The 24,486-nt window shown below is 61.3% G+C and carries 31 protein-coding genes; 17 read left to right on the forward strand and 14 right to left on the reverse strand.

The window, feature by feature from the left end; all coding sequences use genetic code 11:
• Positions 1 to 66 precede the first annotated feature (66 nt).
• The 4 genes from WIF35_RS08620 (at position 67) to slmA (ending at position 2,802) form a co-directional block, all read left to right on the forward strand.
• A complete protein-coding gene (locus WIF35_RS08620; protein WP_412481150.1) occupies positions 67 to 483 on the forward strand; it encodes an Hsp20/alpha crystallin family protein in 417 nt (138 codons plus the stop codon).
• Positions 484 to 566: 83 nt separating this feature from the next.
• Positions 567 to 1,454 (forward strand): acetylglutamate kinase, encoded by an 888-nt coding sequence (argB, locus tag WIF35_RS08625; protein ID WP_412481151.1) that lies wholly within the window; start codon positions 567 to 569, stop codon positions 1,452 to 1,454.
• Between the two features lie 54 nt (positions 1,455 to 1,508).
• Positions 1,509 to 2,156, forward strand: a complete 648-nt coding sequence (locus WIF35_RS08630; RefSeq protein ID WP_412481152.1) for a pyrimidine 5'-nucleotidase — start codon at positions 1,509 to 1,511, stop codon at positions 2,154 to 2,156.
• A gap of 37 nt (positions 2,157 to 2,193) precedes the next feature.
• Positions 2,194 to 2,802 carry a nucleoid occlusion factor SlmA gene (slmA, locus tag WIF35_RS08635; protein WP_412481153.1) on the forward strand — a complete coding sequence of 203 codons (609 nt, stop codon included), beginning with the start codon at positions 2,194 to 2,196 and terminating at the stop codon, positions 2,800 to 2,802.
• 62 nt (positions 2,803 to 2,864) lie between these two features.
• Here slmA and hemB read toward each other — a convergent pair whose 3' ends face one another.
• Positions 2,865 to 3,866 (reverse strand): porphobilinogen synthase, encoded by a 1,002-nt coding sequence (gene hemB / locus WIF35_RS08640; protein ID WP_412481154.1) that lies wholly within the window; start codon positions 3,864 to 3,866, stop codon positions 2,865 to 2,867.
• A gap of 100 nt (positions 3,867 to 3,966) precedes the next feature.
• Positions 3,967 to 4,656, reverse strand: a complete 690-nt coding sequence (gene yihA / locus WIF35_RS08645) for a ribosome biogenesis GTP-binding protein YihA/YsxC (protein WP_412481155.1) — start codon at positions 4,654 to 4,656, stop codon at positions 3,967 to 3,969.
• Between the two features lie 109 nt (positions 4,657 to 4,765).
• Between yihA and WIF35_RS08650 the strand changes: the two genes are divergently transcribed.
• The 5 genes from WIF35_RS08650 to WIF35_RS08670 all read left to right on the forward strand — a co-directional run bounded on the left by WIF35_RS08650 (position 4,766) and on the right by WIF35_RS08670 (position 8,475).
• The gene (locus WIF35_RS08650) at positions 4,766 to 5,401 is read left to right on the forward strand and encodes a c-type cytochrome (protein WP_412481156.1); all 636 of its coding nucleotides are present in this window, start codon (positions 4,766 to 4,768) and stop codon (positions 5,399 to 5,401) included.
• A gap of 126 nt (positions 5,402 to 5,527) precedes the next feature.
• Complete coding sequence (locus WIF35_RS08655; RefSeq protein ID WP_412481157.1) at positions 5,528 to 5,959, forward strand: CBS domain-containing protein; 432 nt, start codon at positions 5,528 to 5,530, stop codon at positions 5,957 to 5,959.
• A 1-nt stretch (position 5,960) separates the two neighbouring features.
• Positions 5,961 to 6,803, forward strand: a complete 843-nt coding sequence (locus WIF35_RS08660; protein ID WP_412481158.1) for an HDOD domain-containing protein — start codon at positions 5,961 to 5,963, stop codon at positions 6,801 to 6,803.
• Between the two features lie 62 nt (positions 6,804 to 6,865).
• A complete protein-coding gene (gene msrP, locus WIF35_RS08665) occupies positions 6,866 to 7,807 on the forward strand; it encodes a protein-methionine-sulfoxide reductase catalytic subunit MsrP (protein WP_412481159.1) in 942 nt (313 codons plus the stop codon).
• A 2-nt stretch (positions 7,808 to 7,809) separates the two neighbouring features.
• Positions 7,810 to 8,475 (forward strand): sulfite oxidase heme-binding subunit YedZ, encoded by a 666-nt coding sequence (locus WIF35_RS08670; protein WP_412481160.1) that lies wholly within the window; start codon positions 7,810 to 7,812, stop codon positions 8,473 to 8,475.
• Here the strand turns inward: WIF35_RS08670 and WIF35_RS08675 are convergent, their stop codons facing one another.
• Together WIF35_RS08675 and bioB are read right to left on the reverse strand one after the other, a co-directional pair.
• Positions 8,476 to 9,366 (reverse strand): methyltransferase domain-containing protein, encoded by an 891-nt coding sequence (locus WIF35_RS08675; protein WP_412481161.1) that lies wholly within the window; start codon positions 9,364 to 9,366, stop codon positions 8,476 to 8,478.
• Entirely contained in the window at positions 9,363 to 10,346 is a 984-nt protein-coding gene (gene bioB / locus WIF35_RS08680; protein ID WP_412481162.1) for a biotin synthase BioB, read from the reverse strand. Before bioB ends, WIF35_RS08675 begins: the two co-directional genes overlap by 4 nt.
• Positions 10,347 to 10,444: 98 nt before the next feature.
• On the opposite strand from bioB, the gene WIF35_RS08685 reads away from it, so the two are divergent.
• On the forward strand, positions 10,445 to 11,173 hold the full coding sequence (locus tag WIF35_RS08685) for a ComF family protein (RefSeq protein ID WP_412481163.1): 729 nt from the start codon (positions 10,445 to 10,447) through the stop codon (positions 11,171 to 11,173).
• A gap of 36 nt (positions 11,174 to 11,209) precedes the next feature.
• Positions 11,210 to 11,674, forward strand: coding sequence for a tRNA (uridine(34)/cytosine(34)/5-carboxymethylaminomethyluridine(34)-2'-O)-methyltransferase TrmL (gene trmL / locus WIF35_RS08690; protein WP_412481231.1), 465 nt, complete (start codon positions 11,210 to 11,212; stop codon positions 11,672 to 11,674).
• 88 nt (positions 11,675 to 11,762) lie between these two features.
• Here the strand turns inward: trmL and WIF35_RS08695 are convergent, their stop codons facing one another.
• Genes WIF35_RS08695 through WIF35_RS08720 form a run of 6 tightly spaced genes read right to left on the reverse strand, consistent with a single transcriptional unit; the run spans position 11,763 to position 14,645 of the window.
• Complete coding sequence (locus WIF35_RS08695) at positions 11,763 to 12,752, reverse strand: NAD(P)H-dependent glycerol-3-phosphate dehydrogenase (RefSeq protein ID WP_412481164.1); 990 nt, start codon at positions 12,750 to 12,752, stop codon at positions 11,763 to 11,765.
• Entirely contained in the window at positions 12,749 to 13,189 is a 441-nt protein-coding gene (locus tag WIF35_RS08700) for an SH3 domain-containing protein (protein WP_412481165.1), read from the reverse strand. The genes WIF35_RS08695 and WIF35_RS08700 overlap by 4 nt, the downstream gene beginning before the upstream one ends.
• A gap of 9 nt (positions 13,190 to 13,198) precedes the next feature.
• A complete protein-coding gene (gene secB, locus WIF35_RS08705; RefSeq protein WP_412481166.1) occupies positions 13,199 to 13,660 on the reverse strand; it encodes a protein-export chaperone SecB in 462 nt (153 codons plus the stop codon).
• 26 nt (positions 13,661 to 13,686) lie between these two features.
• Positions 13,687 to 13,950, reverse strand: coding sequence for a glutaredoxin 3 (gene grxC, locus WIF35_RS08710; RefSeq protein WP_412481167.1), 264 nt, complete (start codon positions 13,948 to 13,950; stop codon positions 13,687 to 13,689).
• A complete protein-coding gene (locus WIF35_RS08715; RefSeq protein ID WP_412481168.1) occupies positions 13,947 to 14,372 on the reverse strand; it encodes a rhodanese-like domain-containing protein in 426 nt (141 codons plus the stop codon). Before WIF35_RS08715 ends, grxC begins: the two co-directional genes overlap by 4 nt.
• 3 nt (positions 14,373 to 14,375) lie before the next feature.
• On the reverse strand, positions 14,376 to 14,645 hold the full coding sequence (locus WIF35_RS08720) for an ArsR/SmtB family transcription factor (protein WP_412481232.1): 270 nt from the start codon (positions 14,643 to 14,645) through the stop codon (positions 14,376 to 14,378).
• Between the two features lie 126 nt (positions 14,646 to 14,771).
• Between WIF35_RS08720 and WIF35_RS08725 the strand changes: the two genes are divergently transcribed.
• The 4 genes from WIF35_RS08725 to WIF35_RS08740 are packed head-to-tail and all read left to right on the forward strand — an operon-like array spanning position 14,772 to position 18,844.
• Positions 14,772 to 16,163 (forward strand): murein hydrolase activator EnvC family protein, encoded by a 1,392-nt coding sequence (locus WIF35_RS08725; protein ID WP_412481169.1) that lies wholly within the window; start codon positions 14,772 to 14,774, stop codon positions 16,161 to 16,163.
• Complete coding sequence (locus tag WIF35_RS08730) at positions 16,160 to 17,593, forward strand: S41 family peptidase (protein WP_412481170.1); 1,434 nt, start codon at positions 16,160 to 16,162, stop codon at positions 17,591 to 17,593. The genes WIF35_RS08725 and WIF35_RS08730 overlap by 4 nt, the downstream gene beginning before the upstream one ends.
• A gap of 22 nt (positions 17,594 to 17,615) precedes the next feature.
• The gene (locus tag WIF35_RS08735) at positions 17,616 to 18,020 is read left to right on the forward strand and encodes a hypothetical protein (protein WP_412481171.1); all 405 of its coding nucleotides are present in this window, start codon (positions 17,616 to 17,618) and stop codon (positions 18,018 to 18,020) included.
• Entirely contained in the window at positions 18,017 to 18,844 is an 828-nt protein-coding gene (locus tag WIF35_RS08740) for a HesA/MoeB/ThiF family protein (protein WP_412481172.1), read from the forward strand. The genes WIF35_RS08735 and WIF35_RS08740 overlap by 4 nt, the downstream gene beginning before the upstream one ends.
• On the opposite strand, the gene ribD is transcribed toward WIF35_RS08740, so the two are convergent.
• The 4 genes from ribD to WIF35_RS08760 are packed head-to-tail and all read right to left on the reverse strand — an operon-like array spanning position 18,759 to position 22,310.
• A complete protein-coding gene (gene ribD / locus WIF35_RS08745; protein WP_412481173.1) occupies positions 18,759 to 19,847 on the reverse strand; it encodes a bifunctional diaminohydroxyphosphoribosylaminopyrimidine deaminase/5-amino-6-(5-phosphoribosylamino)uracil reductase RibD in 1,089 nt (362 codons plus the stop codon). The genes WIF35_RS08740 and ribD overlap by 86 nt on opposite strands.
• The gene (gene nrdR / locus WIF35_RS08750; protein ID WP_412481174.1) at positions 19,844 to 20,314 is read right to left on the reverse strand and encodes a transcriptional regulator NrdR; all 471 of its coding nucleotides are present in this window, start codon (positions 20,312 to 20,314) and stop codon (positions 19,844 to 19,846) included. Before nrdR ends, ribD begins: the two co-directional genes overlap by 4 nt.
• A 46-nt stretch (positions 20,315 to 20,360) precedes the next feature.
• Positions 20,361 to 21,611, reverse strand: coding sequence for a serine hydroxymethyltransferase (gene glyA / locus WIF35_RS08755; RefSeq protein WP_412481175.1), 1,251 nt, complete (start codon positions 21,609 to 21,611; stop codon positions 20,361 to 20,363).
• Between the two features lie 42 nt (positions 21,612 to 21,653).
• Positions 21,654 to 22,310, reverse strand: coding sequence for a histidine phosphatase family protein (locus WIF35_RS08760; protein WP_412481176.1), 657 nt, complete (start codon positions 22,308 to 22,310; stop codon positions 21,654 to 21,656).
• 105 nt (positions 22,311 to 22,415) lie between these two features.
• Here WIF35_RS08760 and WIF35_RS08765 point away from each other — a divergent pair, with 105 nt between their 5' ends.
• Together WIF35_RS08765 and WIF35_RS08770 are read left to right on the forward strand one after the other, a co-directional pair.
• Positions 22,416 to 23,003, forward strand: a complete 588-nt coding sequence (locus tag WIF35_RS08765) for a TRAP transporter small permease subunit (RefSeq protein ID WP_412481177.1) — start codon at positions 22,416 to 22,418, stop codon at positions 23,001 to 23,003.
• Between the two features lies 1 nt (position 23,004).
• Positions 23,005 to 24,471 carry a TRAP transporter large permease gene (locus tag WIF35_RS08770; protein WP_412481178.1) on the forward strand — a complete coding sequence of 489 codons (1,467 nt, stop codon included), beginning with the start codon at positions 23,005 to 23,007 and terminating at the stop codon, positions 24,469 to 24,471.
• The last annotated feature ends 15 nt before the right edge of the window (positions 24,472 to 24,486 follow it).

Consider the following 24,486-nt stretch of genomic DNA (forward strand, 5'->3'; position numbering starts at 1 on the left):
GCTTGAAACTGGCGGCAGCCGCCCTATATTGGTCTTACAACATTCAACCCGTTGAGGAGACCCATCATGGCAAACATCACTCGCATCGATCCTTTCGACGACCTGTTCCGCGGCTTCTTCGTTCGTCCGGTTGAGTTCAACAACCCTCCGGCCCAAACGCCATCGATCAAGATGGACGTCAAGGAGCAAGCGGACAGTTACCTGGTTCACGCCGAACTGCCGGGCGTCAAAAAGGAAGACATCCACGTCGTGGTCGAAGGCAATACCGTTTCGATCAGTGGCGAAATCAAGCAGGAAAAAGAAATCAAGGAAGGTGAGCGCCTCCTGCGTTCCGAGCGCTATTTCGGCAAGGTTTCCCGCTCTTTCCAACTGGAACAGGAAATCGACGATGCCAAGGCGAGTGCCAAATTCAACGAAGGGGTACTCGAACTCACCCTGCCGAAACGCGCCGCCAGTCCGACCAAACGGCTGACCATCGACTAATCGCTAGCCAATCTCACAAAGGCCGGACCCCGTTCCGGCCTTTTTCTTTGTACAATCCGCGGCGATTTCCATTGGAGCCCGCCATGAGCCTCGAAAACCTCGCCCCCGGCATCAAGGCCGCCGTTCTGGCCGAAGCCCTGCCCTATATCAAGCGTTTCCACGGCAAGACCATCGTCGTCAAATACGGCGGCAACGCTATGACCGACGATCACCTGAAGCAGTGCTTTGCGCGCGACGTCGTCCTGCTCAAGCTGGTCGGCTTCAACATCGTCGTCGTACACGGTGGCGGCCCGCAGATCGAAAACCTGCTGACCCGCGTCGGCAAGAAGGGCGAATTCATCCAGGGCATGCGCGTGACGGATGCCGAGACCATGGAAGTGGTCGAGATGGTGCTCGGCGGCCAAGTGAATAAGGAAATCGTCAATCTGATCAACCAGCATGGCGGCAAGGCCGTCGGCCTGACCGGCAAGGATGGCAATTTCATCCGCGCCAAGAAGCTGATGCTGGAAAACAAGGACAATCCGGGCGACCTGATCGACGTCGGCCAAGTCGGCGACATCACCTCGATCGACCCGTCGCTGATTGCCCTGCTCGACACCGGCGCCTTCATTCCGGTCATCGCACCGATCGGTGTGGGTGCGAACGGCGAAACCTACAACATCAACGCCGACGTGGTCGCCGGCAAGATCGCGGAAGTGCTCAAGGCCGAAAAGCTGGTGCTGCTGACCAACACCCCGGGCGTACTGGACAAGGCCGGCAACCTGCTGACCGGCATCACGCCCAAGGAAATCGACGAAATGGTCGAAGATGGCACGCTGTCCGGCGGCATGTTGCCGAAGATTGGCTCGGCCCTCGATGCGGCGCGCAACGGGGTCAAGGGCGTGCACATCATCGACGGCCGCGTCGAACATGCGCTGCTACTCGAAATCCTGACCGACCACGGCGTCGGTACCATGATCAAGTCGCGCTAACACCGACAGCCCGCTTCGGCGGGCTTTTTTATCGCCTGAAATCTACCAAGGCCCATGCGCCAATCCACCAACCGCACCTGGTTGTTCGACCTCGACAACACACTGCACAACGCCACGCCGCACATCTTTCCACACATCAACCGGGCGATGCGCGAATACATCGAGCGCCACCTGGGCGTCGACGCTGACGAGGCCACGCGCATTCGCCAGGACTACTGGGAACGCTACGGTGCCACCCTGCTCGGCCTGATTCGCCATCACGACATCGACCCTCGACATTTTCTGCTGGCCACCCATCAGTTCCCCGACCTGGCGCGCCAACTGGTCTTCGAAAAACCGCTTTTGCACGCGCTCAAGCGCCTCCCTGGGCGGAAGATCATTTTCTCCAATGCGCCGCGCCACTACACCGAAGCCGTCCTGAGCCTGACCGGCCTGGGCCGTTACTTCAATGCCATCTACGCCGTCGAGAATGTCCGCTTCCAGCCCAAACCGATGCTGGCCGGATTCCGCGCCTTGCTGCAGGCGGAGCGACTCGATCCACGCCGCTGCATCATGGTCGAAGACAGTCTGCCCAACCTGCGTAGCGCCAAAAAACTGGGCATGAAGACCGTCTGGGTGAGCACTAGCTCACGGCGCCCACCTTATGTCGACGTCAAGGTAAAATCTGCCGTACAAATACCGCAACGCTGCGGTGCACTGTAGTTTTTGGGCAAAAACCAAAATAGGGAGGGGGTCCCTGATGGCTACGAAACCGGGCGAACGGCGTCTGCAAATTCTGCAGACCCTGGCCGAAATGCTGGAAACGCCGAAGGGCGAAAAGATCACTACGGCGGCGCTCGCCGCCAAGCTGGACTGTTCCGAAGCTGCGCTCTACCGCCACTTCGCCAGCAAAGCCCAGATGTTCGAGGGGCTGATCGAATTCATCGAGCAGAGCCTGTTCGGCGTCATCAACCAGATCACTTCCGAGGAAAGCCAAGGCTTCAAGCAGGTCGAATTGATTCTCGGCCTGTTGCTGCGCTTCGCCCAGAAGAACCGCGGCATGACCCGCGTGCTGATCGGCGATGCCCTGGTCAATGAAAACGAGCGCTTGCAGGCACGTATCAACGCTCTGCTCGACAAGATCGAGGCCGCCTTGAAGCAGGCGCTGCGCATTGCTGCAACGCAGGAAAACCTCAAGCCGGACGCCGATTTCGGTGCGCTGGCCAACCTGCTGCGCTGCTATGTCGTCGGCCGCTGGGAGCAATACGCCCGTAGCGGCTTCAGCCGCGAACCACTGGCGCAGTGGCCGCAACAGTGGCCGATGCTCTACTTTGCCTGCCTGTCGCAATCCGGCGCACCTGGCGCCTGAGGGATTGCCGGCCAAACAAAAAGGCGGCTCGCAAGCCGCCTTTTGCTTTCTGAACGCCGAAATCAGCGCTTCAGGTACTCCGCCGCATCGAGCGCGAAATAGGTCAGGATGCCATCGGCCCCGGCCCGCTTGAAGGCGAGCAGGCTTTCCAGCACCACGGCTTCCTCGTTCAGCCAGCCGTTCTGAGCGGCAGCCTTGAGCATGGCGTACTCACCGCTCACCTGATAGGCGTAGGTCGGCACACCGAACTCGTCCTTCACGCGACGCACGATGTCCAGATACGGCATGCCCGGTTTGACCATGACCATGTCGGCGCCTTCTTCCAGATCGAGCGCCACTTCGCGCAGCGCTTCGTCACTGTTGGCCGGATCCATCTGGTAGGTGTATTTGTTGCCCTTGCCGAGGTTGCCGGCCGAGCCGACCGCATCGCGGAACGGACCATAGAAGCTGGACGCGTACTTGGCCGAATAAGCCAGGATGCGGGTATAGATCTGCCCCGCCCCCTCCAACGCCTGACGGATGCAGCCGATACGGCCGTCCATCATGTCGGACGGCGCCACCACGTCAGCGCCTGCTTGCGCGTGGCAGAGGGCCTGCTTGATCAGCACGGCGAGCGTCTCATCATTGAGCACATAACCCGTGTCGTCGATCAGCCCGTCCTGGCCGTGGCTGGTGTAGGGATCGAGTGCCACATCGGTGATGACACCCAGTTCAGGGAATTCACGTTTCAAGGCCTGCACCACGCGCGGCACCAGGCCCTCAGGGTTGTAGGCCTCCTCGGCACCGAGCGACTTCAGCGGCGCATCGATCACCGGGAACAGCGCCAAGGCCGGAATACCCAGCTTGACCGCACGCTCGGCCGTCTTCAGTAACACGTCCAGCGACTGGCGCTCGACGCCCGGCATCGATTTCACGGCCTCGACCTTTCCACTGCCTTCAAGAACGAACACCGGATAGATGAAATCGTTGGCCGTCAGCACCGATTCGCGCATCAGGCGGCGGGAGAAATCGTCGCGCCGCATACGGCGCATGCGGGTTCCGGGAAAGGCGCCACTTACAGTCATGCTTCTACCTCGAAAAAAATCTCAAAAATTTTGGTCTGTTTTGGAACTTTTCACTTTGACCAGCGTCAGAACGCGCAGATGGCACGCGCTATCTCCCGCTTCACCTCCCTGAGCGGGTGCCTTGACCCTGTTGAGGCATTTTGGCCCCCGGACCCCCCTTATCCGGGGGCCCTTTGTTTTCCTTGACCGGTTTTTCCATATCCAGCCAGACGGCAAGCACCGCCTCGGCCTCCTCGATACCGGTCTTCTTCAGACTGGAAAACAGCTGAGTGGAGTACGGCCCCTCGCCCCAGGAGGCGATTTCCGTCTTCACTTCGCGCAAAATCTTGGCTTGTTCCTGGCGGCTCAGCTTGTCGGCCTTAGACAGCAGGATGTGGATCGGCCGGCCCGTCGGGCGGAACCAGTCGATCAGGCGTCGATCTAGCTCAGTGAACGGGCGACGCGAATCCATGATGACTACCAGGCCGACCAACTGGTCGCGCTTGCTCAGGTAGGGACCGATCAGGCCTTCCCATTGCGACCGGATCTCCTCCGGCGCCTTGGCAAAGCCGTAGCCCGGCAGGTCAACGAAGTACTTGCCCTCGGCCAGCGTGAAATAGTTCAGGTGCTGCGTCCGGCCCGGCGTCTTACTGACGAAGGCGAGGCGGACACGTCCGGCCAAGGTATTGATTGCAGACGATTTACCCGCATTTGAACGACCGGCGAAGGCAACTTCGCGGACCGAATCGCGCGGCAGGTCGCGCAGATGGGCGACGGTCGTATGAAAGACCGCCTGTTGGAACAGAGGCATAAAAAACTCGGAAGACCCGCCTAGTAACAGGGGAACTGATATAGAATAACAGGTTTGTAACTTCCGTTCCGGCCAAAGCGCCTCTAGACGCGCATTAGGAGTTCGAAAAATGATCCGTACCGCGGCACTGGCAATCCTGTTCGCCACCAGTTTCGTTTCCCACGCTTCCGAAGAAGCTCACGCCAAGGCCGATCCGGCCAAGGGCAAGGTCATCGCTGAAACCGTTTGTGTCGCCTGTCACGGCGCCGATGGCAACAGCCCGGCTTCTGCCAACCCGCATCTGGCTGGCCAAGTTCCGGAATATCTCTACAAGCAGTTGAAGAACTTCAAGGCAGTCGATGGCAAGCCGGCAGCCCGTAATAACCCGATCATGGGTGGCATGGCCGCTCCGTTGTCCGACGAAGACATGAAGAACGTTGCCGCCTGGTTCGGCAGCCAGAAGCTGAAGGGTGCTGCTGCCAAGGACGAAACCAAGATCGCTCTCGGTCAGAAACTGTGGCGTCAAGGCGATTTCAAGAAGGGCATCCCGGCCTGCGCCGGCTGCCACGGTCCGGCCGGTGCCGGTCTGCCGGCCCAGTATCCGCGTCTGGCTGGCCAGTTCCCGGAATACACCGAAGCCCAGTTGAAGGCGTTCCGCACCGAAGAGCGCGCCAACGACCCGGAAAAGATGATGCGCATGATCGCCGCCAAGCTGTCCGACGTCGAGATCAAAGCCGTCGCCGAATACGCTGCCGGCCTGCGTTAATAAGCCTCAGCATTCAACAGAAAAGGCAGCTTCGGCTGCCTTTTTGTTTTTTGCCCACTTGGCATCTCCTGGCCCACGGAATAGACTGGACGGGCAGTTTTTCCCAACAGAACGAGGAGACAAGCCATGAAAACACTGAAGCAGATGCTGGCTGAAAAACAGCGCCCGCTGGCCGTTGTTGCACCGGGCGATACCGTTTTTCATGCCCTCAACGTGATGGCGAAACACGACGTCGGTGCCTTGCTGGTACTCGACGGGGAACAACTGGTTGGCATTTTTTCCGAACGAGACTATGCCCGCAAGATCATCCTGCAGGGCAAAAGCTCCAAGGAAACCCTGGTCCGCGACATCATGAGCGACCGCGTCGCCTACGTCACGCCCAGCACGACGCTCGACGAATGTATGGCGCTGATGACCGAAAAGCACTTCCGCCACCTGCCGGTACTCGACGAAACCGGCAACGTACTCAGCATGATTTCCATCGGTGACCTGGTCAAGGAAACGATCAGTTCGCAACAGTTCCTGATTTCGGAACTGGAACGTTACATTTCGGGATGACATGACGGCAGACAACAACCATATCCATTTCAAGATCCTCGACCAGATCGCCCGCGACCTCTCGGGCGACGTCAACTTTCCGACCTGTCTCGACGCTGCGGTATTGATCCGCAACACGCTGCGCGACCCCTTGGCCGATCTGGCCAAGGTCGTGCAGGTAGTGGGTGTCGAACCGCTGATTTCGAGCAAGCTGCTACGCATCGCCAACTCGGTGGTGTACAACCCCTCCGGCTGGCCGATCACCGATCTGGGTACGGCCATTGGCCGCCTCGGTTTCGAGGTCGTGCGCACGACTTCGCTGGCCGTTGCCATGGACCAGATGCTGAAATCGCGCCACCTCGCCTTCGAGCATATCGGCCACAAGGCCTGGGAGCATTCGCTCGAAGTCGCCGCCATTGCCCGCGTCCTGGCTCGTCGCCTGGGCCGTGTCAATCCGGACGAGGCCATGCTGGCCGGACTGGTGCACGACATCGGCGTTTTCTACCTGCTTTTCCGAGCAGCCGAATTCCCCGAATATCGCGCCGATGAAGCCGCCTTGTTTGAACTGCTACGCGGCTGGCACGAGAGTATTGGCGAAGGCCTGCTGCACCTGCTCGGCCTGCCCGAAGAAATAGCGAAGGCCATCAGCGAGCATGATCACCTGTCGGACGTCGGCACGCCATGCAGCATTCGCGACGTGCTCTACTTCGCCAACCTGCTCGCCGGCGGCGATCAGGACTGGCTACCCAGCGACGTCACCCCCGAGCAATTGGCCGCCCGCGAAGCCGATCGCGAGCGCTACGCCGAATTTGTTGCCGAGGCCGAGGCTGACATCCAGGAGTTGCGCGCCACCCTCTCCGCCTGACTCACCGGGAACCAAATGGCTGAGTACCGTTCCGACACTACAGTTCGCATCGATTCTCAGCCATGAAGACACCTTTCTTCCCAACGCCCTTACCATCGGAAATCACGCCGGAAGAAACTTTCCGGCGCCGCCGACAATTGGTTTTTGCCTCTTTTGGCCTGTGCACCGCAGCAGCCACCGATTTGACTCTGGCAGCGAGCAGCCGCGGCGAAAAACTCGTCGACGTTCGACCCAGCCCGTTTTCCATCGACGAAAAGCTCACACCCTACGAGTCGGTTACGGGCTACGGCAATTTCTACGAATTCGGCCCCGACAAGGATAGCCCGGCCAAGCATGCACATCGCCTGCGGACGCGGCCGTGGACCATTACCGTCGACGGCGAGGTCAAGGCAGCAAAGACCTTCGCCATCGAGGACGTGCTCAAGTGGGCGCCACTTGAAGAGCGCATTTATCGCCTGCGCTGCGTTGAAGGCTGGAGCGCCGTCGTGCCCTGGATCGGCATTCCCTTCGCTGAATTGCTCAAGCGCATCGACATCACAGGCAACGCCAAATTCGTCGAGTTCTGGAGCCTGGCCGACCCCGAACAGATGCCCTACGTTCGCGTGCCCTTCCTCGACTGGCCCTATGTCGAGGCGATCCGTCTGGATGAGGCCAAACACCCGCTAACCCTGCTCGCCATCGGCATGTACGGCGAAGTGATGCCGAAGCAGAACGGCGCGCCGATCCGCCTTGTCGTGCCATGGAAATACGGCTTCAAGGGGGCAAAATCCATCGTCCGCATCCGCTTTGTCGAGAAACAACCGGAAACGGTCTGGACCAAGGCCGCGCCCGACGAATACGGCTTCTATTCCAACGTGAATCCCGACGTTCCCCACAAGCGCTGGAGCCAGAGCCACGAACGCCGACTCGGCGAATTCTTCAAGCGCAAGACGCTGCCTTTCAACGGCTACGCTGAGCAGGTCGCCGGGCTTTATGCCGGTATGGATTTGCGCAAGAATTTCTGACCATGAGTTTCAATCCGACACCCCGCCAACTGGCCGGCATCAAGCTGACCGTCTCTACCCTCTGCCTGCTGCCCTTCATCCGCCTCTTGTGGGCCGCGTGGACCGACGACTTCGGTCCCAACCCGGTCGAGTTCGTCCAACGCTGGACCGGCAGCTGGACCTTCAACCTGCTGCTGCTCACCCTCTGCGTCTCGCCCCTGCGCGGCCTCACCGAATGGCACTGGCTGCTGCGCCTGCGCCGCATGCTCGGGCTCTTCACCTTCTTCTACGCAGCGCTGCATTTCCTGTCGTTTATCGGCTTTGACCACCTGTTCGAAATCGACGACATCGCCCGCGACATCCTCAAGCGCCCCTTCGTCACCGTCGGCTTTGCCGCCTTCGTACTGCTCATCCCGCTGGCCGCCACCTCGAACCAATGGGCCATTCGCAGGCTCGGCGGACGACGCTGGCAGGAGCTGCATCGCAACGTTTACCTGATCGCCATCCTGGCCTGCGTGCATTATTTCTGGCTGGTCAAGGCAACGGCGCTGCTGTGGCCGCTGGCTTACTCGGTGGCGGTCGCGCTTCTGCTCGGCTGGCGCGTGCGTGAGCGGCGGCGCAAGGCCATACCGGTACCGACCGTGCAGGCCGGCAAACCGCTCAAATTCTTCCCGAAACGTCCGGACTGATTATTTCTTGCGCGGCAGATCGAAGCGAATGATGGCGCGACCATCGGCCGTCTGCTTCGGCGCCGCCTTCCAGGCGTGCCCATAGACCACTTCGAAGGTGGCCGGCAGCTTGCCATCGCGGCGCATCGTCTCATAGGCCGCGCGTGCGCTTTCCCAGCTGCGTTTTCCGGTCAGCCCATGACGACGCGCCTTCATCGCGCAGGACGAGCCAGCCGCGCGCAGTTCGTGCAGCATGGCGTCGAAATCGTCATAGGTCAGGGTGATCACTTCCATGTCCATCACCGGATCGGCAAAGCCAGTTTCGACCAGCATGTCGCCCAGATCGTGCATGTCGATGAAGCGTTGCGTGTGGGCATAGCCGTCGGCAAAGGCGGCGCGCAACTCCTTCAGCGTATCCGGCCCCAGCGTGGAGAACATCAGCAGTCCGCCGACCTCAAGCACGCGATGCGCCTCGGCCAGCGCCGGCAGCGGGTTATCCAGCCAATGCAGCAGCAGGTTGGACCAGACGACTGCGGTGCACTGCGCTTTGAGCGGCAAATTCGCCGCATCGCCCGCCAGGTATTGCGCATCGGACTTGCCGAGGCCCAGCCAGCGTTGCCAGCCGGCGCGCGGCGCACGCCCGGCGCGCAGCATGTCGAGCGAGAGATCGACGCCGATCAGTTCGGCACTGGGAAAACGCGCTGCCAAACCGGGCAGACTCGCGCCACGGCTGCAGCCGAGATCGAGGATGCGCTTCGGCTCCATACGCACGTAATCGAGCCGCTCCTGCATGCGACGATCGACCTCGCGAGCGAAGAAATCGCCCTCGCCGTATTGCGCCGCGGCGCGGGAAAAGCGCCGACCGACGTGCTGCCGGTCAACGAATCCGTTCAGATTGTCCTGAGCGCTCAAACGGCCTTGACGCCGAGGCGGGCGAAAAGCTTGTCGTCGCGATCGACATCCGGATTACCGGTGGTCAGCAGTCGGTCGCCGTAGAACATCGAGTTGGCGCCGGCCAGGAAGCACAGGGTCTGCAGTTCGTCGGACATCTCGGTGCGACCGGCCGACAGGCGAACCCAAGAGGTCGGCATGGCGATGCGGGCAGCGGCGATGGTGCGCACGAACTCGAACGGATCGAGGCGGTCGTTGGCGGCCATCGGCGTACCCGGGATCGGCACGAGGTTGTTGATCGGCACGGATTCCGGCGGTTTCGGCAAATTGGCCAGCTGAACGATCAGCGCGGCGCGGTTCTTGCGCGATTCGCCCATGCCGATGATGCCGCCCGAGCAGACATTGATACCCGCATCGCGTACCTGATCAAGCGTATCGAGGCGGTCGTCGTGCGTGTGGGTCTTGATCACCTGACCGTAGAATTCCTTGTCGGTATCGAGGTTGTGGTTGTAGTAGTCGAGACCGGCTTCTTTCAGCTTTTCTGCCTGGCCATCCTTGAGCATGCCGAGCGTGACGCAGGTCTGCATGCCGAGCGCCTTGACCTCGCGCACCATCTCCAGCACCTTGTCCAGGTCGTTATCCTTCGGGCCACGCCAGGCAGCGCCCATGCAGAAGCGGGAAGCCCCCTTCTCCTTGGCAACCTTGGCGGCAGCGACGACTTCGTCGATCGGCATCAGGCGTTCGCGCTCGAGATCGGTATCGTAACGGGCCGATTGCGAGCAATAGCTGCAATCTTCGGAGCAGCCGCCGGTCTTGACCGAGAGCAGCGTCGAGCGTTGAATGGCGTTCGGATCGAAATGTTCGCGATGCACGCCCTGGGCGCGCCAGATCAGGTCCATCAGCGGCATCTCGTAGAGCGCCAGCACCTCCTCGACAGTCCAGCGCTTGGCAGGCACGGGAGAGACGTTGGTCGGAACGGCGGCGAGATTGCTGGCTTGCATGGGGACCCCTTGCATCAATAAAAGCTTTTAAAAACAAAGCCGAATTCACAAACATGGAAATTCGGCGTAATTATGGATTATCTAGGACGACCTGCGGGATGTCAATTTTACCCTCCCCGCTGGCGCATTGGCTGAAAACCCTGTCGCAAGACAGCCTGAATGCCTCGCTGCCAGCCTCCTGCCTGCTCTGCGGGGACGACAGCGGCGGACCGTTGCTCTGCCCAGCCTGCGCAGGCGACCTGCCCCACCTGCCAGCAGCATGCTGCCCACAATGCGCCCAACCGACCACGCACGGCGAACGTTGCGGCGCCTGCCTGCACGAACCACCGCATTTCGCCGCCACCTTTGCGCCGTACGTCTACGATTTCCCGGTCGACCGCATCGTCCAGGCCTTGAAATACGGGCACAGCCTGGCCGTCGCGCCTTGGGCGGCACAGACCATCGCGCCAATGATTCCGAGCGGAGCCTACGACCTGATCGTGCCCTTGCCTTTGCATCCTGAACGGCTGCGCGAACGCGGCTTCAATCAATCCGGCGAAATCGCCCGTCATCTTGGAAATTGCCTCAAATTGCCCGTGCACCGCAGCAGTCTGCGTCGCACCCGGCCGACCGGCGCTCAGGCCGACCTGCCGCTGAAAAAACGCCATGCCAACGTACGCAACGCCTTCGAGTGTTTGAGCGACTTCACCGGCCAACGCATCCTGCTTGTCGACGACGTACTGACCACGGGCGCCACGGCCAGTGAATGCGCGCGCGTGCTCAAACTACATGGGGCAACAAGCGTCGGAGTTGCCGTGATTGCCCGCGCCTTGCGCCACGGTTTCTAGGATAATTGCGGCCTTGTCTCAGCCGCCTTGAAAATCGTGTTCGCCGTCGTCCTCTACCAGCCCGAAATTCCGCCGAATACCGGCAACATCATCCGCATGTGCGCCAATACCGGGGCGGAACTGCATCTGGTCGAGCCGCTCGGATTCGATCTGAGCGACAAGCAATTGCGCCGTGCCGGGCTGGATTATCACGAATACGCCCGCCTCGTCCGCCATGCCGACTGGGCAGCGTGCAAGGCGGCGATGGCCGGACGACGCATGTTCGCCATGACAACCAAGGGCACACTCAGCCCCTATCAGGTGAGTTTTCAGGAAAACGACGTCTTTGTCTTCGGCTGCGAGACCGCCGGCCTGCCGGCAGAAGTCCGCGCCGAATTCCCGCCGGAACAATGGCTGCGCCTGCCCATGCTGCCCGGTCAGCGCAGCCTGAACCTGTCCAATGCCGCCGCCGTGACGGTGTTCGAAGCCTGGCGGCAGGTCGGTTTTCCGGGAGCAAATTAGGCCGAAAAGGCCAGTGCACCGCAGCAGCGGTGACTTAAGCGACACCTCGGTCAAACTCGCGAGCGGCGGAAGACGCCGCCGCGCCGGATCAGGCCAATTCTTCCTTCGGATCGCGCGCCATCAGGCGTTCGACGGCTTCACCGGCATTCAGGCGGCCATCGAGCACCGCCGCAACCGCTGCGCTAATCGGCATATCCACAGCCAGCTTGCTGGCCAGCGCATCGACTTCGCGCGCCGTATAAACGCCTTCGGCCACATGACCGAGTTCGTCGAGGATTTGCTGCAACGATTTGTTCTGCGCCAGACCGAGACCGACGCGCCGGTTGCGCGACAGGTCGCCGGTACAAGTCAAAATCAGGTCGCCCATGCCAGCCAGCCCGAGGAAAGTCTCGCGCTTGGCACCCAGCGCGATGCCCAGGCGGGCGATTTCGGCCAGCCCGCGCGTCATCAGCGCCGCCCGCGAGTTCAGGCCGAGGCCGAGACCGTCGCAGACGCCGGTGGCAATCGCCAGGACATTCTTCACCGCACCGCCGACCTCAACCCCGACCAGATCGTCGTTGGCGTAGATGCGCAAGCGGTTGGTGTGCAATTGACGCGCGGCTTCACGCGCGAAGACCCGATCATTGGCTGCCAGCGAAACGGCGGTCGGCTGACCGCCAGCCACTTCCTCGGCGAAGCTGGGGCCGGACAAGGCGCCACAAACAGCATCCTCCCCCAGCACTTCGGCAACCACCTGATGCGGCAACTTGCCGCTGCCGGCTTCGAAACCTTTGCACACCCACAGGATGGGCGCGCGCTTGCCGGTTTGCTTCAGGCGCTCGACGGTCGGGCGCAGGCCGGCGATCGGCGTCGCCACGACCAGCAACTCGGCATCAGCGACCGCTTCGGCGAAATCGGTGCTGACCGCGACCGACTCGGGCAGTCGATAGCCTGGAAAGAAACGGTGATTCTCGCGCGTCGCCAGCAGATCGGCGGCGACATCTTCCTCGCGCGACCACAGGGTGACGGCATGTCTGCCGGCAAAGGCAATGGCCAGCGCGGTTCCCCAGGCGCCGGCTCCTAGCAAGGTAATGTTCATAGACCCCAGACTTGCGTGCTGCGGATGTAGCCGGTGGCTCCGTCGCGATGGCGTACCTTGGCCCAACCGGGCGAAGCGGGCTCGACAAAATCGACCGCCACCCACTTTTCCAGTTCGGCGACGACCGCCGCTTCCGGCTTGTCCGCCTGGCGGATTTCTGCCTTCGGCGCGGTCACGACCAATGTGCGTTTTTCAGTGAGATTGCGCGCCTCGATCCAGGCCAGCGAGCCCTCGGCGTCGCGCACCTTGATCCAGCCTTCGAGGCGAACCACCACCTCGACCGGCGTCTGTGCTTTGATCAGATAGAGCTTCTTGCCGGCCTGCGACGGCGCATCGAACAGGATGGCCGCCGGCACGGCGACCGAACGGTAATCGATGGCCTGCGCACTCAGCGCGCAGCCACCCATGGCAACAGCAATCAAGGCACGACGCCACATGGCGATTCCTTACTGGATGGGAACTTCGGTGGGGCCGCCCTGTTCCTGCTGCAGGCGCTGCAGGTACATCTGCTCGAAATTGACCGGCTGCAGCACGATGGGCTGGAAACCGGCGCGCACGACGGCATCGGAAACGGCTTCACGGGCATACGGGAAAAGAATGTTGGGGCAGGCCACGGCGACCAGGCCTTCCATCTGATCTTCCGGAATGTTCATCATCCGGAAGATGCCTGCCTGGCCGACTTCTACCAGGAATACGGTCTTTTCGCCGACACGGGCGGTAACGGTAACGGTCAGCACGACTTCGACGACGCCTTCGCCGACACCACGGCCGCTCGTGTTCAGCTGAATTTCGACTTGCGGCGCATCCTGCTCCAGGAAGATTTCCGGGGCGTTCGGCACTTCGACCGAGAGGTCCTTCACGTAGAGTTTTTCAATGCCGAAGATGGGCTGCTGTTCGTTGTTTTCCATGAGTTTCTTTCAGTAGGTTGTAGGGTTCAGGCGCCTTCGAGCAGAGGCTTCAGGCCGCCGGCAGCATCGAGGGCATACAGATCGTCGCAACCGCCGACATGGGTGTCGCCGATAAAGATCTGCGGTACGGTACGCCGCTGAGTTTTCTGCATCATTTCATCGCGGCGATCCGGATCGAGATCGACACGAACTTCCTCGATCTGCGTCACACCACGCGCCGACAGCAATTGCTTGGCACGAATGCAGTACGGGCAGACTGCCGTCGTATACATCAGAACGTGGGCGCTCATTTGTTGCGGGTTCCCTTCTTGATCGGATAGCCCGCCCCCACCCAGGCATCAACGCCGCCAGCGAGGTTGTACAGCTTGGCAAAGCCCAGCTTCTTCAATTCGCCGCAGGCCTTGTTCGAACGCATGCCCGAAGCGCAGCAGACGATCACCGCCTTGTCCTTCAGTTTCTCGATCTCGCCGGCACGATCGGCCAGCTTGCTCAGGGGCAGATTCTTCGCCTCCGGCAAGTGCCCGGCGGCAAATTCATCGGCCTCGCGCACGTCGATCACCTGCGCATCCTCGCGGTTGATCAACAGAGTGGCCTCGCCCGGATTGACGCTATTGCCTGCCCCACGGGTAAACATCGGCCAGATCAGGCCGAGGCCGCTGACGATAACGATGGAAATGAGCAGGATGTTCTGGTTCAGAAACTCCATCGGCATGGGTCAGGCCTCCACACCGCAAAAGACTTCGCGCATCATGCCGACGAGTTGCAGCGTACGCTGATCGCCGACGCGGTAGAAAACGCGGTTGGCATCCTTGCGCGTGACAAGAACGCCCTTTTCGCGCAGGATGGCCAGATGTTGGGAAATATTGCTCTGCGACGTGCCGACCGCATCGACGATCTCCTGCACGCAAGCTTCCTGATCGCCCAAGACGCAGAGGATTTTCAGGCGTAGCGGATGCGCGATGGATTTCAACGCGCGAGCAGCCATTTCGATGTGCTCTTGCTTCTCGATCAGATTGAAGGACGGGGCTTCCAAGATAAAACCTCATTTAGGCGGAATGGACCATTATAAAATAAGGGCTGGTGTTTGCCAGACCTTAATAAAAATCAATCCGTGACCTCTTTTTTGCGCGCCCGACCGAATTGCTTCCGCCGCCCGACGATGCTCGGCCTGGGCATCGCCTGCCTGAGCTTGCTGGCAGCCCCTCTGCCGGCCAAGGAAGTGAGTTCTGCGAAAAAAAGCCAGTCCACCGCAGCCAGCCCGGAAATCGCCGAAAAACAGGCCGATCTCGGCGAATTGCGCACTCGCATCGACAGCCTGCGCAAGGAATTATCGGCCAGCGAGGAACAAAAAGGCGATGCCGCCGACCGCCTGCGCGAATCGGAGCGTCAGATTTCGCGCCTGCACCGCGAACTGCACGAACTCTCCGCTCAGCGCGAATCCTTGCAAAAAACCCTGAAATCGCTCGACCAGCAAACCCAGGAACTCGGTGTCACGCTCAACCAGCAGCAGGCCCAACTCGAGCGCCTGCTCTATAAGCAATACCTGCGCGGCACCCCTGACGCCCTGCGCCTGCTCCTGAACGGCGACGATCCCAACCAGACGGCGCGCGACCTCTACTATTTGTCGGCCATTGCGCTGACTCGCGCCGAATTGATGGGCGAAATCAACGCCACGCTCGACAAGAAGAAGGCGCTGGCCAAGGACGCCAAGGAGCGCAGCAACGAATTGGCCGAGGTTGAAGCCGAACAGCAAAAGCGCCACACCGAATTGCAGAAACAGCGCGAAGAACGCAAGACGCTGTACGCCCAGATTTCCGACAAGGTCGCCTCGCAACGCAAGGAAATCGGCAACCTGCAGCAGAACGAAAAACGCATGAGCCAGCTGATCGACCGGCTGTCAAAGATACTTGCCGCCCAAGCGGCACAGGCCGCCAAAGCTGCTGAGGCCGCCCGCCAGGCCGAAGCGCGCGCAGCGGCGGCGCGTCAGAAAGAAAAGCTGACCGAAAAACCCGGCGACAAGGAAGCGCCGCGTGTCGCCACCACGGAACCGTCACGCCCTAAGACAGTCGAAGCAGAAAATCGCTATGAACCCGCCCCCAACGATGGCAGCTTCGCTCGACAACGCGGCAACCTGCGCCTGCCGGTACGCGGCACGGTCGTCGGCCGCTTCGGTTCGCCGCGCGATGGCGGCGGCACTTGGCGCGGTCTCTTCATCAAGGCCGGCGGCGGCAGCGAGGTCAAGGCCGTGGCCAATGGACGGGTCGTCTTCGCGGACTGGATGCGCGGCTTCGGCAACCTGCTCATCGTCGACCATGGCGACTCCTACTTGTCGATCTACGGCAACAACGAATCCCTGCTCAAGCAGGTTGGCCAAAGCGTCAAAGGCGGCGAGGCCATTGCCCATGTGGGCAACAGCGGGGGCAATCCGGATTCAGGTTTATACTTCGAGCTCCGCCATCAGGGGCAACCTATCGACCCAATGAAATGGGCAAGTCTGAAATGAGCAAAGCGAAAACCATCAGTCTGACCGCCGGCGCCTTCGTCGCCGGGGCACTCATCAGCTTCAATTTCCCGGCCTTCGCCGACAAGGAAACCAAGCCCGGTTTGCCCATCGAGGAATTGCGCACTTTCGCCGAGGTCTATAGCGCCATCAAGCAGGGCTACGTCGAGCCGGTCGAAGACAAGAAGATGATCACCAATGCCATCTCCGGCATGCTGTCCAACCTCGACCCGCACTCGACCTACCTCGACAGCGACGCCTTCAAGGACCTACAGGTCGGCACGCAAGGCGAATTCGGCGGCCTGGGCATCGAAGTCGGCATGGAAGATGGCCTGGTCAAGGTCGTTTCGCCGATCGAGGACACCCCGGCCTACCGCGCCGGCATCAAGGCAGGCGACCTGATCTTCAAGCTCGACGAAACCCCGGTCAAGGGCCTGACCCTGTCCGAAGCCGTCAAGAAGATGCGCGGCAAGCCGAAGACCCCGATCAAGCTCTCCATCCTGCGCAAGGGTGAAGCCAAGCCGATCGAGGTGACGCTGGTACGCGAAGTGATCAAGGTGCAGAGCGTCAAATCCAAGCTGATCGAACCGGGCTACGGCTGGGTGCGCATCACCCAGTTCCAGGAAAACACCGTGGCCGATCTGGCCAAGCACGTCGGCAACCTGTACAAGGACGGCTCCAAGCTGCAGGGACTGGTGCTCGACCTGCGCAACGATCCGGGCGGCCTGCTCAATGGCGCCATTGGTGTCTCCGCTGCCTTCCTGCCGCCGGACGTCAAGGTCGTGTCGACCGACGGCCGCACCGAGGACGCCAAGCAGGAATTCAAGGCCCGTCCACAGGATTACCTGCGTGGCGGCGCCACCAAGGAGGACCCGCTGAAGGCCATGCCGATCGAAGCCAAGAAGGTGCCGATGGTGGTGCTGGTGAACGGCGGTTCCGCCTCGGCCTCGGAAATCGTTGCCGGCGCCTTGCAGGATCACAAACGCGCTCTGATTGTCGGCACCCAGACCTTCGGCAAGGGCTCAGTACAGTCCGTGCTGCCGCTGCCGGGCAATACCGCGATCAAGCTGACCACGGCGCGCTACTACACCCCGCTCGGCCGCTCGATCCAGGCCAAGGGCATCACACCTGACATCCTCGTCGAAGAATCAGCCAACGGTAACAGCAGTGCCCGCATGCGCGAGGCCGACCTGGACCGTCACCTGAACAACGACCGCGACCCGGAAGCCAACAAGGAGACGCCGAAGGTTGACTCCAAGCAGCAGGCCAAACCCACTACCAAGCCGGGCAAGGACAAGAACAACAAGAAGGATGAGGAAGCCGACGACGAATTGCCGGCGCGCCTCGAATACGCCAGCAAGGCAGACTACCAATTCCAGCAGGCCCTGAATCTTCTCAAGGGTTTGCAGATCATGCAGAATAAACTCCAATAGCCATCTTCGCAGGGAGGCAACCATGCCGAACCAAGCAGATCTGAAGAAGAACCGGGAAATCCTGTTTTCCAAGTTCCCGCCGGGCCAGGTTCCCGAGGCGGCCGATGATCTGCAGCGTTTGGGCGAGATCGACGTTGCGCCCAAGCTGGAGAAGCGCACGCTGGCCGTCGGCTATGACCTGCAACAGCACACCCTGCGCGAATTGGACGAACATCTGGTCGACAAGGGCTACCACCTCGACAACACCCTGTTCACCAAGCTGACCCGGGCGCTGATCTACTACGTCGAGGACACCCAGCTGCATAACGTCGGCGCGCCGGAAAAACGACTGAAACGTTCGTCGCAGGAAGCCTACGTCAATGCCTGGGAACACCATCCGCACGGCGACCACGACGATACGCCGCCGGAGTGGCGCGAATATAAGTGACCGACGAGCAGCTCCTCCGCTACAGCCGCCACATCCTGCTTGACGCCCTCGGTATCGAAGGCCAGGAACGCATCCTGGCCGGACATGCCGTGATCGTCGGCGCCGGCGGACTGGGGTCGCCAGCGGCGCTCTACCTGGCGTCAGCCGGCGTCGGCAAGATCACGCTGGTCGATGACGACACCGTCGATTTCACCAACCTGCAACGCCAGATCCTGCACACGCAGGCCCGCGTCGGCATGGGCAAGGCCGAGTCCGGTCGTGAAGCGCTCGCCGCCATCAACCCGGAAATCACTATTGTGCCGCTCCGTGAGCGCCTGGCCGGGCAAGCCTTGCACGATCTGGTCGCCACGGCCGACGTGGTGCTCGATTGCACCGACAATTTCGCCACCCGCCACGCCATCAACCGTGCCTGCGTGCAACACAAAAAGCCGCTGGTTTCCGGCGCGGCCATCCGCTTCGATGGGCAAATCAGCGTCTATGACCTGCGCCGCGACGATTCGCCGTGCTACCACTGCCTGTTTCCGGAAGGCGAGGATGTTGAGGAAGTACGTTGCGCCGTCATGGGCGTCTTCGCTCCGCTGACCGGCATCGTCGGCACCATGCAGGCCGCCGAAGCGCTGAAGCTGTTGGCCGGTATTGGCGAGTCGCTAACCGGCCGCCTGCTGCTCCTCGATGCGCTGACCATGGAATGGCGCACCGTACGCTTCCGCAGGGATGGGGAATGTGCTGTTTGCGGCCCTAAGCCAAGCGGGCAACAACCCGGATATCTTGCCCGATCTGACGAAGATCGCGCACCAGCAGCTGACGCTTGCCGTCTAGGCTGAGCAACTCGGGCAGGTTGAACAGGCCGGCCGCCTCGTGGCCGATCAGGCAGGGCGCCAGGTAAAGCAGCAATTCGTCCACCAGCCCTTCGCGCAGCAGTGATCCGTTCAGCTTGAAACCGGCTTCGGCATGGACTTCATTGATGCCGCGCTTGCCCAGTTCGATCAACAAATCCTTCAGCTCGACCTTGCCCGCCGCATTCGGCAACACAAGCACCTCAACTCCACGCTCGACGAGCATTTTTGCCTTTTCCGGCACGTGCACCGCAGCAGCGAGCAAAACCGGGCCACCATCGAAGATACGCGCATCCGGGGCAACCTCCAGCTTGCTATCGACCACCACGCGCAACGGCTGGCGCGTCGTTTCGACCTCGCGCACATTTAGTTGCGGATTGTCGTCGCGCACCGTGCCGATCCCCGTCAGGATGGCGCAAGCGCGCGCCCGCCAGCGATGACCGTCGCGCCGGGCATCCGGCCCGGTGATCCACTGGCTGACGCCATTGTTCAGTGCCGTCTTGCCATCCAGACTCGCCGCCGCTTTCAGGCGCAGCCACGGCCGGCCGCGCGTCATGCGCGAGACGAAACCGATGTTCAACTCACGCGCCTCGTTTTCCAGCAAGCCACAGGCGGTTTCAATACCGGCCGCCTGCAGCATGGCGAGCCCTTTGCCCGCGACCAGCGGGTTGGGGTCCTGCATGGCCGCAACCACACGCGTTACGCCGGCCGCGATCAAGCCTTCGGCACAGGGTGGCGTACGGCCGTAGTGACTGCACGGCTCCAGGGTCACATAGGCGGTTGCACCACGCGCCCGCTCGCCGGCTTCGCGCAAAGCATGCACCTCGGCATGCGGCTCGCCGGCCCGCTCGTGCCAGCCTTCGCCAACGATTTCGCCAGCGCGGACCAACACGCAGCCGACCCGCGGATTGGGCGAGGTCGTCCACAGGCCACGCTCGGCCAATTGCAGGGCGCGCGCCATCATGCCGTGATCGACGGCAGTGAAGCTCATTTTTTCTTGGGAGAAGCGGCGGGGGAAACTTCGCGGATGGCCTTGGAGAAGGCATCCACGTCTTCGAAATTGCGATAGACCGAGGCGAAGCGGATGTAGGCCACCTTGTCGAGTTTCTTCAACTCGCGCATCACCAACTCGCCTACCTGCTGCGACGACACTTCACGCTCGCCGGAAGAGAGCAGCTTTTCTTCGATTTCGCTGATGGCCGCATCGACCAGTTCGGTCGATACCGGGCGCTTGCGCAGTGCCAACTCCAGGCTGGCGCGCAGTTTGTCGCGGCTGAACTCGGTCCGCGAACCATTCTTTTTGACCACCTGCGGCAGGCGGATTTCCGCCCGCTCGTAGGTGGTAAAGCGCTTGTCGCAGACATTGCACTTCCTGCGGCGACGAACGATGTCGCCTTCGTCGGAAAGGCGGGTATCGACCACCGCCGTTTCATCATGGCCGCAGAAAGGGCATTTCATGTCCGGACTCCAAAAGCGTCAGGCGGGCAACGCCCGCCCGGACGCATCAGTCACCGTAGACCGGGAACTTGGCGCACAGCGCCGAGACCTTGGCACGCACCTGCTCGGCCACCTTCTCGTCATTCGGCGCATCGAGCACGTCGGCAACGAGGTGAGCGATCTGCTCGGCTTCGAGCTCGGTGAAACCGCGGGTCGTCATGGCCGGCGAACCGATGCGGATGCCGGAAGTGACGAACGGCTTCTGCGGATCGTTCGGGATGCCGTTCTTGTTCACGGTGATGTGGGCACGGCCCAGCGCGGCCTCGGCTTCCTTGCCGGTGATGTTCTTGGCGCGCAGATCGACCAGGAAAACGTGGCTCTCGGTACGACCGGAAACAATGCGCAGCCCGCGCTCTTCGCCCAGCACCTTGGCCATGACGCGGGCGTTGTTAACCACCTGCTCCTGGTAGTTCTTGAATTCCGGCGAAGCGGCTTCCTTGAAGGCCACTGCCTTGGCAGCGATGACGTGCATCAGCGGACCGCCTTGCAGGCCCGGGAAGATGGCGGAGTTGATCGCCTTCTCGTGCTCGGCCTTCATCAGGATGACGCCGCCGCGCGGACCGCGCAGGGTCTTGTGAGTGGTCGAGGTGACGACGTCGGCGTGCGGCACCGGGTTCGGGTAGAAACCGGCGGCGATCAGGCCAGCGTAGTGAGCCATGTCGACCCAGAAGATGGCGCCGATTTCCTTGGCGATCTTGGCGAAGCGCTCGAAATCGATGCGCAGGGCGTAGGCGGAGGCACCGGCAACGATGATCTTCGGCTTGTGCTCGCGCGCCAAGGCTTCCATCTTGTCGTAGTCGATCTCTTCCTTCTCGTTCAGACCGTAGGCGACAACGTTGAACCACTTGCCGGACATGTTGAGCGGCATGCCGTGGGTCAGGTGACCGCCTTCGGCCAAGCTCATGCCCATGATGGTGTCGCCCGGCTTGGCAAAGGCCATCAGCACGGCCTGGTTGGCTTGCGAGCCGGAATTCGGCTGGACGTTGGCGGCATCGGCGCCGAACAGCTTCTTCAGGCGATCGATGGCGATCTGCTCGGCCACATCGACGTGCTCGCAACCACCGTAGTAGCGCTTGCCCGGATAACCTTCGGCGTACTTGTTGGTCAGCTGGGAGCCTTGGGCTTCCATGACAGCCTTGCTGACGTAGTTTTCGGACGCGATCAGTTCGATGTGCTCTTCCTGACGCTGGTTTTCAGCCGTAATGGCTTGCCAGAGTTCAGGATCAACTTTTGCCAGGGTATCTTTCGCGGAAAACATGGGGAATGCCTCAAGCCATTGAAGAAAAGGGGGAAGATTCTATCACGAAGGCAGCTCATCCAGGGCGCCCGGCGCCAGGTGTCCGGTTTCTGCCCAGCTCTCGATGTGCCATGCACCATCAACCTCGTTGATCCAGTTGATACCGGCGTTCGGAATCAGGAAATCGCGCGGCATTTCCAGCGGATTGCCGCGGACGAAGCGATTGACGATATCGAGCACACCGCCGTGCAGCACGACCACGACATTCTGCCCGGCATGCGCCGCAGCAATCTCCTTGAGCTTGCCGGTCACACGCTCGAACATCGTCTTCAGGCTTTCACCATTCTCAAAAGCATAGTCGGCATTACGGCCTTCGAAAGCGGCGTAGCCGTCTGGATATTTATGCTCCGCCTCGGCATAGGTCAGCCCTTCGAACACGCCATAACGGCGCTCGCGCAACTCGGGTGCGGCGACGGGCTGCAGGCCAAGCGCCTGCCCGATGGCCAGCGCCGTCGTCCATGCCCGCTTCAAATCGCTGCTGTAAAGCGCGACAATGCCGGCCCCGCGCAACCACCGGCCGGCTGCCGCGGCCTGTTGCTGGCCGGTTTCGTTAAGGCCGATGTCGATCTGCCCCTGGATGCGGCGCTCGGCGTTCCATTCGGTCTCGCCGTGCCGTACCAGGCAAATGCGAGTCGGCTGGCGTGTAGGGATTTCCACCATTGGTCTGTCCATTACCTTCGTTGTAGATTCGGCCTAATGGGATTTTCCATGAAATTCCGGCCAATCCAGAAGCCGGGCATTCTATCAACCCGAGGAGGACAATTCGTGACCCTTCTGCTCAAGCTCTCGCAGCTGATCGACTGGCTCAACGAGCGAGTCGGCAAAGGAGCGTTCTGGCTGGTACTGCTGATGACCGTCATCAGCGCCGGCAACGCTACTTACCGCTTTATCTTCAATGACAGTTCCAACGGCATGCTGGAAATCCAGTGGTACTTGTTTGCCGCCGTGTTTCTTTTGGCCTCTGCATACACCCTGCAGAAGAACGAGCACGTCCGTATCGACGTCCTCTCCGGCAAGCTCTCTCCGCGCGGACTGGCCATCATCGACATCATCGGCACCCTCTTCTTCCTGCTGCCGATGGTGGTTCTGGTGCTGTGGCTTTCCCTGCCTCTGGTCGCCGAGTCCTTCAAGATCAACGAAATGTCCTCCAACGCTGGCGGCCTGATCCGCTGGCCAGTCAAAGCCCTGCTTCCGCTCGGCTTTACCCTGCTTGCCTTGCAGGGCATTTCGGAGCTGATCAAGCGTATCGCCTTCCTCGCTGGCCTGATCGGCGACCCGAACGCCAAGGATGGCGGCCCGTCCGCCGAGCAGGAGCTCGCCGCTGAAATCGCCGCAATGGCCAAGGAGAAATAAGATGGAATGGGTCATTGCCAACATGGCGCCGCTGATGTTCGGCGCACTGGTTCTCTTCCTGCTGTTCGGCTACCCGGTGGCTTTTGCCCTGGCCGCCAACGGTATCGTCTTCGGCCTGCTCGGCATCGAGCTCGGCCTGCTGCAGCCGGCTCTGTTCCAGGCGCTGCCGGAGCGGATCTTCGGCATCATGGCCAACGATACGCTGCTGGCCATTCCCTTCTTCACCTTCATGGGCTTGATCCTTGAGCGATCGGGCATGGCCGAAGACCTGCTCGACACCATCGGCCAGCTATTCGGCCCGATGCGCGGCGGCCTGGCCTTTGCCGTGATCTTCGTCGGCGCCCTGCTTGCGGCCACGACCGGCGTGGTTGCCGCCTCAGTGATCTCGATGGGTCTGATTTCGTTGCCTATCATGCTGCGCTACGGCTACGACAAACGCCTCGCCTCCGGTGTTATCGCGGCTTCCGGCACGCTGGCACAGATCATCCCGCCGTCACTGGTGCTGATCATCATGGCCGATCAGTTGGGCCGCTCCGTGGGCGACATGTACGAAGGCGCCATGGTGCCTGGCCTGGTCCTGACCGGACTGTACGTCGGTTACGTTGCATTGCTCACCATCATCAAGCCAAATGCCGCCCCCGCCCTGCCGCCGGAAGCCCGCACCCTGCGTGGCTTGAAACTGGCAATCCGCGTCCTGACCACCCTGGTCCCGCCGTTGCTGCTGATTTTCCTGGTCCTCGGCACCATCTTCCTCGGCATTGCCACGCCGACCGAAGGCGGCGCCATGGGTGCAGCCGGCGCACTGATCATGGCCATCGTCCGCAAGCGCCTGTCGTGGAAACTGCTCAAGCAAGCCATGGAAACGACCGGCAAGCTGTCTTCCTTCGTCGTCTTCATCCTGGTTGGCTCCACCGTATTCGGCTTGGTCTTCCGGGCGGTGAACGGCGACCTGTGGGTCGAACACCTGTTGCTTTCCCTGCCGGGCGGCCAGCTGGGCTTCCTGATCGTGGTCAACATCCTGGTCTTCCTGCTCGCCTTCTTCCTGGACTTCTTCGAGCTCTCCTTCATCATCGTGCCGCTGCTGGCCCCGGTGGCCGACAAGCTGGGCATCGACCTGATCTGGTTCGGCGTGCTGCTGGCAGTCAACATGCAGACTTCCTTCATGCACCCGCCCTTCGGTTTCGCCCTGTTCTATCTGCGTTCGGTGGCCCCGGCCTCGATCAAGACGACAGACATCTATTGGGGTGCCATCCCCTTCGTCTGTATCCAGATCATCATGGTGGCCATCATCATCGTCTTCCCGAACATCGTCAGCTATGGCGACCCCGCCGAGAAGGCACGCATCGAAGCACAGGGCGAAGTGGATCTGAACACCCTGATGCAGGGCGATGAGGATTCCGCCAAGGGCGCGCCGACCGAAGACTCGGCGGCCGAGCTGCTGAAGAATCTGCAGTCCGAAAACAAGTAGTTTGGGCACGCAAGT

Source organism: Azonexus sp. IMCC34839 (genome assembly GCF_047047955.1).
Taxonomy (GTDB): domain Bacteria; phylum Pseudomonadota; class Gammaproteobacteria; order Burkholderiales; family Rhodocyclaceae; genus Azonexus.